The organism is Janthinobacterium foliorum, assembly GCF_978021625.1.
In genome coordinates this window covers 365,610-377,403 of record NZ_CDXDQE010000003.1, presented here as the reverse complement: position 1 = coordinate 377,403, position 11,794 = coordinate 365,610, and the positions used below count along the sequence as shown (strand labels likewise).

Here is an 11,794-nt window from a genome sequence, read left to right as displayed (position 1 = left end):
ATTTCCTCCCGATTTTTCATCGTGGCAGAGCGGCGCCGCGCCGGCATCCCGAAAGATGGCCGGCGCGGCGCGCTTTGCTCCTACTGCACTGCTACTGTGCTACCCGAGCCTGCGCTGCTGCGCGGGCTTACTTCTTGTCCCAGGTCGAACCGAACAGGTTCGACTGGCCGATGGCCGGGAAGTCGACGAAGGCCTTGCTGCAATCGACCACTTTTTCCACGTCGACCGCTTGCGTGGCCGTGCCGTTGACCGTCACGCGCTCGGCCGCATTGGCGAAGATCGGCAGGTTGGTGCCCTTGATCGTCAGGTTAGCGTCCGACGACGTCATCGTCGTGCCGTTCGGCGAGTCCGTCACCACGTTATTCAGGGACATCACCAGAGGATACTGCGGATTGTCGAAACCGCCCGTATTCGCCTTGAAGCCCTGCAGCTTGATGGCCGTGTTGCCGAGGATGCGCACGTTATCGAGGGTGATATCGTGGAAGTTCGGATATTGCGGACCAGCCGTCGGCAGCGCCTTGGTGCTGTAGTACGTGGTAAACAACAGCGCGTTCAAGGCATCGCGGATGCAGATATTGCGGTAGTGGACGTTGCTCACTTCGCCGCCGCGCGCGTAGTCGGACTTGATGCGCAAGCCTTCTTCCGAATGCGTGAACGAGTTGTCATACACTTCGACGTTGGTCACGCCGGCATTCGTTTCGCTGCCGACCGAGATGCCATGGCCCCAGTAGATGTGGTTATGCGCGATGACGATGCCGTGCTTGCGGTCCGAGCGCACGTCGCGCTTGCCGTCGATGGCGAACAGGCCCGAGCCGGCCGGCGATGGATTGGCGCTGCCTTTCAAGGCCACGTCATCGTCGCCCGTGCTGACGAAGTTATACGCGAAGACAAAGTTCTTCAGGTAGCCGTCGAACGACATGGCGCCCGTCGAAGTGGTCTTGCTGCCGGTGGCCAGCTTGCCGGAAATAGCCTTGCTTGCCGCGCCCGGATCGAAGGCGTCCGTGTTCTTGACGTTGTCCGCGTTATAGGTCTCGCCGTTGTACAGCGGGTTGCCGTTGCCGGCCGGGTTGGCGAATGCCGCCAGGGTCGGCGTCTGCACCTTCACGCCCCACACCGTCAAGCCATCGACGCCGCTTGGCACGACGTGGAAGTTGGCGCTGTTATTGAGCGAGATGCGGTACAGGGTCAGGTTTTTCGCATAGTTGAAGACCATCATGCGGAAGTTCGACTGCGAGCCCGTGCCCGTCACGCCGTTCTGCACCATGTTGCCCAGGAAGGCCAGGTCCCACCAGCTCATGTTGCGCGCCGACGATTTCGAGTCGACGATGGTGCCGCCGTTATCGCACGACACGCCATCGGCCGCCTGTTTGCCCGTGGCGTACATGGCGTAGGTGTTCGAGCAGGTCATGTCGACCTTCATCAGCGGATACAGCTTGTTAGTGGTGACGATTTCCGCGTACGCGCGGCTGTCGATGGAGCCATCGCCCATGACGGCCGAGTTGACCAGGTTGCTGCCGTTGATCAGCGCCGAGCAGTTGCCCGAGCTGCCAGCCTTGCTGGAGCTGACGGCCGTGTTGCCGCAGTACGGACCGGCCGGATTCGGCGAATACGTGGTGACGTCGCGCGAGGCATACAGTGTCACGCCCTTGTCGATCCACAGGGTCACGCCCGACGGCAGGGTCAATGGGCCGCTGATGAAGCCATCGCCCACGCCGGAGCTGTTGACCACCAGGCGCACGGCGAACTTGCTGCCGCGGTATTCCGGCTTGGCCAGTTCTTCGCCCGTGACGCCGGCGATATTCACGTTCTTCACGTTGGCGGTCTTTTGCGCGGCCGTGGCGGCGGCGTCGGCGGCGGCGATCTTCGCGCCCACTTCCGCATCGACGGCGGCGCCGCAGGCGTCCAGCGCGGCCTGGATGCGGGCCTGGTCAGGATTGGCGGTGGCGGTGGTGACGACGGCGCCCACGCCCGGCTTCGACGGGTCGGCTTCCGGCGGCAGCGAACCGTCAGGACGGCGCACCAGATTGGTCGACGCTTCCAGGGTGGCGCATACCTGCGTGTCCGTCGGCAGGGTCGGTTCTGCCGGCAGATCCGGATCGAACGAGGTCGTGCCTACCTGGTAGACGCTGCCCGGGTTGTACGTGGTGGACGTGGCGCCGTCGGTGCTGCCACCGCCGCCGCAAGCGGCCAGCATGGCGGCCAAAGGCAATGCGACGCATGCTTGCGTCCAGCCTGAATTGAGTTTTTTGCTACCTGACTTCATGAATGCATCTCCTGATATAAGCGCCGCTCTGAGGTGGCAACGCTGTATAAATAAGCCGGTCATGCGGTTCCGCTGGAACCGCTGGCCGGCGGTGTCCCGGCTCGCGCCGGACTACTTCAGAAACGGGCGATGAAACCGAAACCGAACGCGCGCGGCGAATTGCCTGGCGCGAGGAAGGCATCGTCCTGGCCCGAGTTATTGCTGTGCAGCGGCGACTGGCCCAGGTTGACGTTCTGCTGCGACTTGTTGTTGATGCGCGTGAAGTACACGTATGGCATGAACTGCTCGTCGATCTTGTAGGTCGCGCCCAGCGAAATCTGCGTCGCGCCGAAGTCGTCCGGCTTGGCGAAGGTGGTGTTATCGAGCTTGCCCAGCTTGCCGGCGGCCAGCATCACGGTCACGTCGTAGCCCACTTCCTGGCTCAGGGAGGCCATCACGGAGCGCTGCTTCATGCTGCCCGTGGTCAGCGAGGTGTAGATGTTGCCCGGCGTCGGCAGCGACTGCACCGCGTAGCCATAGCTGCCCGACTCGAAGCCCAGGCCAACCGAGGTCTTGGTAGGGAACTTGTAGGTGGCCAGCAGCTTGTAGAAGGAGGTGTTCACGCCGCTGACGGAGGCATTGCGCATGCCGAAGCCCTTCGACAGGTTCTCCACGTCGACGCCCGTGTTCTGCTGGCGGTCGTAGCCGGCGCCGATGGAAAACGCGCCGATGCTGTACTTGGCCGCCAGCGAGTAGCGCGCGCGGTCATCGCCCGTGGTGCGCTGTTCGTCAAAGCCGTACGAGGCGCCGGCCTGGAAGCCGCGCCATTCCGGCGACAGGTAGTGCGCCGAGTTCTTGTAGCGCGCTTCGCCGCGGCCAAACAGGCTGTCGGCATTGCCGCTCAACTGGGCCGAGGTGTTGTTCCACACGTCGACGCCCTGCACCGTCAGGCCCAGGTTGCCGCCCAGCGCGCCGCCCGAGCCCACCAGGCTGCGGTAGACGGAATCGTTATTGCCGACGACGAAGCGGCCGAAGCGCTTGCTCTCGACGCCGACAAAGGTGTTGCGCGACTCGATGGTGGCCGATTTGCCCTGGCCATTCACGCCGCCTTCGTCGAAGTTGTTCAGGCTGCCCTCGATTTGCCAGATGCCGCGGATATCGTCGCGCAGGCCGATCGAGCCGGCAAAGCCGATGCGCGAATTACCGTCCGAAATACGGCCACGGCTGGCGTATGGCGTGGCGCCGCCGACGGCTTTCACCGATTCGATCTCGCCGTTCAGGAAGCCGTAGATGCGGGTTTCGACGTGGCGGTTTTCCAGGATGCCTTCGGCCAGCGCGCCGCCGGACAGGGCGGCCAGAATCGCCGCCGCCAGGACGCGGCGGGTGCAACGGTTGTTCTGTGGTGTCATGTGCTTCTCCTCTTCTCGCGCCTTCATTGGCGCATATGTATAAACATCAAAAAAATAGCTCCCCGCCGCACCATGCGGTGCAGGGAAACGGCGGGAAAAATGGGGGGATGCGGTCGTCAGGTACTGAAGGCAGGCTTGGCCAGCGGCACGCCTGGCGCCATCTTTTCGCGGATCAGCAGGCAGACGACGGCGGCGGCCACCAGGTCGAACACGGCCAGCAGCATGAACAGCGGGCTGTAGCCGACGAGCGTCACCAGCACGCCGAAGACCAGGGTGAAGATCGTCGCGCCCAGGTAGCCGGACATGCCGGCCAGGCCCGTGGCCGTGGCCACTTCATTCTTGCCGAAGACATCGGAGGTGATCGAATACAGCGCGCCGGACAGCGTCTGGTGGGCAAAGCCGCCCACGCACAGCAGGGCGATGGCCGCGTACGGGCTGGCCACCAGGCCGATGCAGGCCGGGCCGATCATGCACACGGCACCGACGACGACCACCAGCTTGCGCGAGGTGAACAGCGACACTTTCCAGTACTTGTGGAACCACGGGCTCAGGTAGCCGCCCAGCACGCAGCCGATGTCGGCGGCCAGGAATGGCAGCCAGGCGAACATGGCGATTTCCTTGATGTTCATGTGCCGCTCGGTGGCCATGTACAGGGGAATCCAGGCATTGAAGGTTTGCCAGGCCGGTTCGGACAGGAAGCGCGGAATGGCGATGGCCCAGAAATTGCGGCTGCGGACGATCTGGTGCCAGCGCGCCTTGGGCGCCTTGTCGCTGTGGTGGGTCGCTTCCTGGCCTTCCAGGATAAAATCGCGCTCCTTGTCCGACAGCAGTTTCTGGTCGCGCGGATGCTTGTAGAAGGCCAGCCACAGGCCCGTCCAGACGATGCCGATGGCGCCGACGATGACGAAGGACATTTGCCAGCTGCCGTGCAGGATGGTCCACACCACCAGCGGCGGCGCGCACAGGGCGCCGATCGAAGAACCGATGTTGAACCAGCCGATGGCGATGGAACGCTCCTTGGCGGGGAACCACTCGGTCGTCGCTTTCACGCCGGCGGGAATGCCGGCCGCCTCGGTCAGGCCCAGCATGCCGCGGAACAGCGCCATGCTTTGCCATCCCGTCGCCATGGCCGCGCAGGCACACGCCACGGACCAGGCCAGCGCAAAGACGGCAAAACCGATCTTGGTGCCGATGGCATCGATGACGTAGCCGGCGATGGGCTGCATCAGCGCGTAGCACACCTGCCACGCCACCACGATGTACGAATACTCCTGCGTGGTGATATTGAGTTCGCTCATCATCGTGGGCGCCGCCACCGACAAGGTATTGCGCGCCAGGTAATTCACGATCAGTCCAGCCGTTACCAGGCCGACCATCCACCAGCGCATGCCGCGTATTTTAGTCATGTTGTCTCCCTCTATCCATCCAAGGCGGCGCAGCTGCGCCGCCACTTTTTGGGCCGTTCAGCCTTCCTGGGGAAGTGCCTTCGGCCTCGGTTCTTATGGGTGCTGCGGTGTTGCGATAGTTCTGTTGCGGTCCGGCTGCCCTACAGGGCCTGCAAGGCGCCGCGCATGCCCTGCGAGGCGATGTCCTGCAAGGCCGCGGCCACGGCTTGCGCCAGGCCTGGCACCGCGTTCAAGTCGCGGCCCCACATTTTTTCCTGCGCCAGCCAGCCCTGCGCCAGCTGCAGCAAGGTCTGGCGGCCCGCGTCGACATCGGCCCAAGCCTGGCTGAACCACGCCAGGCTGGCGGCGTCGTCGGCCAGGGCGATGACGTCGCCGCGGTACAGCCGCATGGTGGCCGCCAGCGCCAGCACCAGGCGTTGCGGCAGGCGGCCGTGCAATTCCACGTAGCGCAGCAGCTGCGGCGCGATGCGCGCGGCGAACTTGCTCCAGCTGTTCAGGGCGATGGACGCCAGGCGGTGCTGGATGTAGGGATTGCGGAAGCGCAGCAGCACGTCGCGCGCGAACTGCTGCAATGCGTCTTGCGGCAGGGGCAGCGCGGGGATGATTTCCTGCGCCAAGGTGTCGGCCAGATAGCCGCCCACTTGCGCGTCGTTGACGGCATCGCCCACCGTCTCGAGCCCGGCCAGCAGGGCCACGGGCACCAGCGCCGTATGGCCGCCGTTAAGGATGCCCACCTTGCGCTTCTTGTAGGGCGTGATGTCGTCGACCAGCAGGATGTTCAGGTTCGCGCCCGCCAGCTTCAGTTCATCGGCCAATGATGCGGGGCCTTCGATGACGAACAGGTAGTAGTATTCGGCGGCCACCATGAACTGGTCGCGATAACCGAGTTCCGCCTCGATGGCGGCGGCGTCTTGCGGATAGCCGGTGACGATGCGGTCGACCAGGGTCGAGCAAAAGACGCAGGCGTTGTCGAGCCAGTCGGCAAAGCCCGCGTCGAGCTGCCACAGGCGGGCGAAATGCAGCACGGCCGCCTTCAGCGCCGGGCCGTTCTGTTCGATCAGTTCGCACGGCAGCAGCACCACGCCTTTGCTACGGTCGCCTTCAAAATACGCATAGCGGTCGAACAGCAGGCGCGCCAGCTTGGCGGGAAAACTCGATGGCGGCGCGTCGTCGAAGGCATCGCTGTCGTTGGTGGCGATGCCCGCCTCGGTGGTGTTCGACACGATGAAGCGCAGCTCCGGCAGGCTGGCCAGCGCCAGGTAGTCGCCGTACATGCTGGTTGGGTTGATTTCGCGCTGCACGCAGGAGATGGTGCGGCAGGTGCTGACGGGCTGGCCCGCTTCATCGAGACCGCGCACGACGGTGGTAAACAAGCCGTCCTGCACGTCGAGCAGGGGCGAGGCGCCGCCGCCGCGCGGACGCACCACCACCACGCCCGCATTCAGGCCGCTGCGCTCGTTGAGCAGGTCGATCTGCCAGTCAAAAAAACCGCGCATGAAATTGCCCTGGCCGAATTGCAGGATCTTGATCGGCAGGTCGAACGGTGTACTGCGGCGCAATGCTTGCATGGGAATCTCGTTCACAGTGAAATGTCGCGTTTCCAGAAGATGAAGTCGTACTGCTGCAGGCGGTCAGCCTTGGCCGTGTACTGGCCGCCGGCCGTGGCCACCACCATGTCGAACAGGCCGTTGGCCACGTCCGGCAAGGGCGTGCCGTCGATCACGGGGCCGCAGTCATAGTCGATCAGATCCGAAAGTTTTTTCGCCACCCGCGTGTTGCTGGAAATTTTCAGCACCGGCACGATCGGGTTGCCCGTCGGCGTGCCCAGGCCCGTGGAAAACAGCACCACGTTGGCGCCCGAGGCCACGATGCCCGTCACGGATTCGACGTCGCCGCCCGGCGTGCACAGCAGCGACAGGCCCGGCTTCGGGCTTTGCTCGCCATAATCGAGCACGGAAACGATGGGCGAAGTGCCGCCCTTCTTCGCCGCGCCGGCCGATTTCATGGCGTCCGTGATCAGGCCGTCGCGGATATTGCCGGGGCTGGGATTGTCGGCGAAATGCGTGCCCACGGCTTCGGCGCGCGCCTCGAAATCGCGCATCAGGCCCAGGAAGCGGCGCTTGTCGTCGTCGCTTTCACAGCGCTCGATCAGGTTCGCCTCGACGCCGCACAGTTCCGGGAATTCGGCCAGGATGGAGGAGCCGCCCACGGCCACCACCATGTCCGACACCAGGCCCATGGCCGGGTTGGCGGAGATGCCGGAAAAGCCGTCCGAGCCACCGCACTTGACGCCAATTTTCAGGTGCGACAGCGGCACCGGCTGGCGCCGCACCTTGTTCGCTTCCTTCAGCTGCGCCAGGGTGTCCGTCAGCACGGCTTTCATCATGGCCTCCTCGCTATCCCATTTCTGCTGTTCGTAGATCAGGCAAGGCTTGTCGAAGTGCGGGTTCTGTTTCGCCAGCGCGTCCTGGAACATGGAAATCTGCGCGTTCTGGCAGCCAAGGCTGAAGACGGTGATGCCGGCCACGTTCGGGTGGTCGGCGTAGGCGGAGAGAATCTTGCACAGCGAGCGCGCATCGGCGCGCGTGCCGCCGCAGCCGCCGTTGTGCGTGATGATGCGCACGCCATCGAGGTTCGGGAACGGTCGCACGACGGGCTTCGGCGCTTCCATGTCCTCGCCCAGCAAGGACAGGGTGAACGACGCCAGGTCGTTGCGCGTGTAGCCGAGCGGCGCTTCGAGCGCATTGCGCAAGTGCTCGACGTTGCGGTTTTCGCAGAAGACGAGGGGGAAGATCAGCCAGTAATTGGCCGTGCCGACCCTGCCGTCGGCGCGCACCACGCCGGGGAAGGTGGCGCCATCGAGACGCGCCACGTCGGGCGGCGTCCAGCTGTACGGCGCTTGCGGCTCGAGCTCCACTTCGGCCGCGTAATGCTGCAGGTTTTCCGTGGTGACGGCTTCGCCGCGGCGGATCGCCACCGTGGCCTTGCCGACGGGGACGCCGTACAGGCGCAGGATGTCGCCGGCGGCGAAGGCGCGACGGGCCAGCTTGTGCTTGGTCTTCACGGCACTGCTGATCAGGATGGACTCGCCCTCCCAGCTCACCACTTCGCCGGCGGCCAGATCGGACAAGGCGACCAGCATGTCGTCGTCTGGATGGATACACAACACTTTTTGCATGACTAATTCCTGGCGGCGGCTATGGGATTACAGCTGAAAATACTTTTGCGCGTTTTCGTAGCAGATGCCGCGCACGATGGTGGCCAGCGCCTCGAAATCGTTCGGGTATTCGCCGCCGTGCACCCATTCGCCGATCTGGCGGCACACCAGGCGGCGGAAGTAGTCGTGGCGCGGGTAGGAGGCGAAGCTGCGCGAATCGGTCACCATGCCGACGAACACGCCCAGCACGCTGTGATTGCCAAAGCCCACCAGCTGCTGCAGGTTGCCTTCCTTGTGGTCGTTGAACCACCAGGCCGGGCCGAATTGCAGCTTGCCCGCCACCGTGCCGTCCTGGAAGTTGCCGACCATGGTCGATAGCACTTCATTCATGTTCGGGTTCAGGCAGAACAGCATGGTCTTCGGCAGGCGGTCGTCCAGGTCCAGCGCGTTGAGCAGGGAAGCCAGGCCGGCGCTGCAGCTCATGTCGGAGATCGAGTCGTAGCCCGTGTCAGGACCCAGCAAGCCGCGCATGCGGTCGTTGTTGTTGCGCTGCGCGCCGATGTGCAGGCACATGGTCCAGCCATAGTTCGCATACACGCGGCCGATCGCTTCGAGCAGGCCGCGCAGGTACAAGCCGTTTTCCACGTCGGTCAGCAGCGTGCCTTGCAGGCGCTTGGCGAACAGCGCTTCGAGTTCCTCGGCGCTGGCCGCCTGCACGGGCAGAGTCACATCGACGGCGTGATCGGAGATGCGCGCACCGCGCGAATGGAAGAATTCCACGCGCACGGCCAGCGCGGCGATCAGCGAGGCAAACGAGGTGACAGGAACATCGGCCACCGCGCTCAGTCGCTGCAGGTACTCGGGGAAGCGCGGCTGGTTGATGCGCATGGCCTTGTCCGGACGGTAGGCGGGCAGCACGCGCGTCTTCAGGCCGGAGGCGGCGATTTCCGCGTGCTGCAGCAGGTCGTCGGCCGGATCGTCGGTGGTGCAGGCGATTTCCACGCCCGCCTGTTCCAGCAGCGACCAGGTATCCATGGTGGCCAGCATGGCGTTGGCCTGTTCCCAGATGGCGTCCGCATTCGCTTCGTTGATGAGCAAATCGATATTGAAGATGCGGCGCAGCTCCAGGTGGCTCCAGTGATGGATCGGATTGCCGATGGCCAGCGGCAGCACCTTGCAGAAGGCGCGGAATTTTTCCTGGTCCGAGCGTTCGCCCGTGATGAATTCCTCGGCCACGCCGGCCGTGCGCATCAAGCGCCATTTGTAGTGGTCGCCGGCCAGCCACAGTTCGGCGATGTTGCGGAAGGTCTTGCGGCTGGCGATCTCGCGCTGCTGCAGGTGCGAATGGTAATCGATGATCGGCAGGTCGGCCGCCACTTCGTGGTACAGCTTGCGGGCCGTCTCGGTGGTGAGAAGAAAATCCTGATTCATGAACTCGGTCATCGTAGCCATCTCCTTGCTGCGCGCGACAGGCATCGCGCTATGTTTTTGTGGTGGCACCAAACTGGCGCACTCTGATATATCAGAATATTAAATGTAATATATCAGTAAAGGCAAGCGCAAAAATCAAGCGGGGGCCATCGATGGGCGTGGAAACAACAGGCGGCGCCGAATCGCGCGGCGCGGCGGCCGGCGCCGGCACGAGGGGAGGCGGTCAGCGCCGGGGGCTGGCGCCAGGCTGCCGGCTGGCGGCGATGGCGGGCGATGTCAGGCGAGCGCGTGGCGCAGGACGCGCCACTGTTCCAGCTTTTCCAGATAGGGTTTGGTATGCGCCGGGCTGCTCGACGGCAGTTCCATGATCCGATAGCGCGCTGCCTGCTCGCCCAGCACCTTGATGCCCACTTTGGCGGCCGTGCCGCCATTGAAGGCGATGGCGCGGATGGCAGGAAAGCGCGCCAGCAAGCCAGGCAGATCGTTGTCGTCGCGGTTGCGGATATTGCTGTCCAGGCTACCGCTACGGTGCGCCTGCGCCACCACGTCCCACAGGCCCACGCCGTGCGCCAGTACGCTGGCCAGGCGCGCTTCGTAGGGCAACCCCTGCAAGTCCGCGCCCAGCACGTCGCCCAGCAACCGCCAGAACTTGTTTTGCGGATGCGCGTAGTACTGGCTGTGCGCCAGCGACTTCTCGCCGGGCAGGCTGCCCAGTATCAGCAGGCGCGTCTGCCCATCGACGACGGGATCGAAGCAGCGCTTGCGCGTATCGGCCAGCGGCGCTGGCGCGGAAAGGGAAGAACTCAAGGCGGATGTCCTGCGGTGTAGAAACAGGCCATTTTACCTGTGCCACGGCGGCCAACCAGCGGCAAGCTGCCGGTGTAGAATTGCCGGATAACCATTCGAACCAGAGACCACCCCATGCGCACCATCGACAGCCTGCTGGCCCGGTATGGCGAAAGCCACCGCAACCACGTCAACGAATGGGTGCACATCGTGTGCGTGCCGTTGATCGTTTTCAGCCTGCTGGGGTTGCTGTGGAGCCTGCATGCCAGCGTGGCGCTGCTCGGCAGTATTGTTGCCCTATACTACTATTACAGGCTGTCGCCGCCGTTTGCGGCGGGCATGCTGGTGATGCTGGCGGTCATGCTGGGCCTGCTGCTGGCCATGCCGCCGCTGACCATCCTGCCCGTCTCGCTGGCCGTCTTCGTGCTGGCGTGGATAGGCCAGTTCATCGGTCATCAGATCGAAGGCAAGAAACCTTCGTTTCTCGACGATCTGCGTTTTCTGCTGGTGGGGCCGCTGTTCGTGCTGGGCTTCCTGTACCGCCGCTTGCGCGTGGCCTATTGACAGAGGCGGTCACGCAGGCCCGTAACAGATTTTTACTATTCGAAACTAGTTATCTTCAGCAAGTGTCCTTATGATAAGTAACAAGTTTTTTCATGGCCGGTCGACGTAACCGGTACACCAACTTTTGTCCAAGGGAGTTCCATATGAAAGCACCAATTATTGCAGTGGCATTGCTGGCCACTCTGGCAGGTTGCGCCGTACAACCGAACTCGGCGAACGTCTACAATGCGCGCCAGGCGCAAAATGAACAATCGGTACGCATGGGGACGGTTGAATCCGTGCGCCAAGTAACCATCGACAAGGGTGAAACAGGCACGGGCGTGCTGGCTGGCGCAGCGCTGGGCGGCGTGGCCGGCTCGACAGTCGGTGGCGGCAAGGGCGCCATCGCGGCCAGCATCCTGGGCGCGGTCGCCGGCGGCATGGCGGGTAAGAGCATCGAAGCGAACGCCTCCAACAAACCCGGCCTGGAGATCACCGTGCGCCTGGACAATGGCGACATGCGCGCCATCGTGCAGGATGCCGATGAGCTGTTCCGTCCGGGCGAGCGCGTGCGCTTGCTGTCGGATGGCCGCAAGACCCGCGTCACGCACTGATCGGCTTGCCGGCGCATGGGCTCAGCCGAATGCGCCGGCAGCAAGCACGACAGAAGGATGCAGCCAGATGGCAATCACTGCGGTGACGATGACATACGCGATCACGCTCCATACTTTGATCCGCAGTGAGGCTGGCATGGCACTCTCCTTCGACAATGTCACTCATGCTGCAATTCGGAAAACAGTGACTTGATCATAAAGTAAAT

The 11,794-nt window shown here is 63.8% G+C and carries 9 protein-coding genes; 2 read left to right on the top strand and 7 right to left on the bottom strand.

The window, feature by feature from the left end; all coding sequences use genetic code 11:
* Positions 1-127 precede the first annotated feature (127 nt).
* From ACZ92H_RS09160 to ACZ92H_RS09130, 7 genes are all read right to left on the bottom strand, one after another.
* A complete protein-coding gene (locus ACZ92H_RS09160; protein WP_131373514.1) occupies positions 128-2,263 on the bottom strand; it encodes a glycoside hydrolase family 28 protein in 2,136 nt (711 codons plus the stop codon).
* A gap of 116 nt (positions 2,264-2,379) precedes the next feature.
* Positions 2,380-3,651 (bottom strand): porin, encoded by a 1,272-nt coding sequence (locus ACZ92H_RS09155; RefSeq protein ID WP_465049081.1) that lies wholly within the window; start codon positions 3,649-3,651, stop codon positions 2,380-2,382.
* Between the two features lie 116 nt (positions 3,652-3,767).
* Complete coding sequence (locus tag ACZ92H_RS09150) at positions 3,768-5,057, bottom strand: MFS transporter (protein WP_131373512.1); 1,290 nt, start codon at positions 5,055-5,057, stop codon at positions 3,768-3,770.
* Between the two features lie 140 nt (positions 5,058-5,197).
* Positions 5,198-6,625, bottom strand: a complete 1,428-nt coding sequence (locus ACZ92H_RS09145) for a tagaturonate reductase (RefSeq protein ID WP_465049080.1) — start codon at positions 6,623-6,625, stop codon at positions 5,198-5,200.
* 11 nt (positions 6,626-6,636) lie between these two features.
* Positions 6,637-8,235, bottom strand: coding sequence for a UxaA family hydrolase (locus tag ACZ92H_RS09140; RefSeq protein ID WP_465049079.1), 1,599 nt, complete (start codon positions 8,233-8,235; stop codon positions 6,637-6,639).
* Positions 8,236-8,262: 27 nt separating this feature from the next.
* The gene (uxaC, locus tag ACZ92H_RS09135; RefSeq protein WP_465049078.1) at positions 8,263-9,666 is read right to left on the bottom strand and encodes a glucuronate isomerase; all 1,404 of its coding nucleotides are present in this window, start codon (positions 9,664-9,666) and stop codon (positions 8,263-8,265) included.
* A gap of 255 nt (positions 9,667-9,921) precedes the next feature.
* The gene (locus ACZ92H_RS09130) at positions 9,922-10,452 is read right to left on the bottom strand and encodes a DNA-deoxyinosine glycosylase (protein ID WP_465049077.1); all 531 of its coding nucleotides are present in this window, start codon (positions 10,450-10,452) and stop codon (positions 9,922-9,924) included.
* A 114-nt stretch (positions 10,453-10,566) separates the two neighbouring features.
* On the opposite strand from ACZ92H_RS09130, the gene ACZ92H_RS09125 reads away from it, so the two are divergent.
* Both ACZ92H_RS09125 and ACZ92H_RS09120 read left to right on the top strand, forming a co-directional pair.
* Positions 10,567-10,995, top strand: a complete 429-nt coding sequence (locus tag ACZ92H_RS09125; protein ID WP_131373508.1) for an Mpo1 family 2-hydroxy fatty acid dioxygenase — start codon at positions 10,567-10,569, stop codon at positions 10,993-10,995.
* Between the two features lie 143 nt (positions 10,996-11,138).
* Positions 11,139-11,588 carry an outer membrane lipoprotein gene (locus tag ACZ92H_RS09120; protein WP_034780449.1) on the top strand — a complete coding sequence of 150 codons (450 nt, stop codon included), beginning with the start codon at positions 11,139-11,141 and terminating at the stop codon, positions 11,586-11,588.
* The last annotated feature ends 206 nt before the right edge of the window (positions 11,589-11,794 follow it).

Bases quoted from the DNA above. Each gene is read 5' to 3' on its own strand.
- ACZ92H_RS09140 (WP_465049079.1), bottom strand. From the start codon at position 8,235: ATGCAAAAAGTGTTGTGTATCCATCCAGACGACGACATGCTGGTCGCC.
- ACZ92H_RS09150 (WP_131373512.1), bottom strand. From the start codon at position 5,057: ATGACTAAAATACGCGGCATGCGCTGGTGGATGGTCGGCCTGGTAACG.
- ACZ92H_RS09125 (WP_131373508.1), top strand. From the start codon at position 10,567: ATGCGCACCATCGACAGCCTGCTGGCCCGGTATGGCGAAAGCCACCGC.
- ACZ92H_RS09160 (WP_131373514.1), bottom strand. From the start codon at position 2,263: ATGAAGTCAGGTAGCAAAAAACTCAATTCAGGCTGGACGCAAGCATGC.
- uxaC (WP_465049078.1), bottom strand. From the start codon at position 9,666: ATGGCTACGATGACCGAGTTCATGAATCAGGATTTTCTTCTCACCACC.
- ACZ92H_RS09120 (WP_034780449.1), top strand. From the start codon at position 11,139: ATGAAAGCACCAATTATTGCAGTGGCATTGCTGGCCACTCTGGCAGGT.
- ACZ92H_RS09145 (WP_465049080.1), bottom strand. From the start codon at position 6,625: ATGCAAGCATTGCGCCGCAGTACACCGTTCGACCTGCCGATCAAGATC.
- ACZ92H_RS09155 (WP_465049081.1), bottom strand. From the start codon at position 3,651: ATGACACCACAGAACAACCGTTGCACCCGCCGCGTCCTGGCGGCGGCG.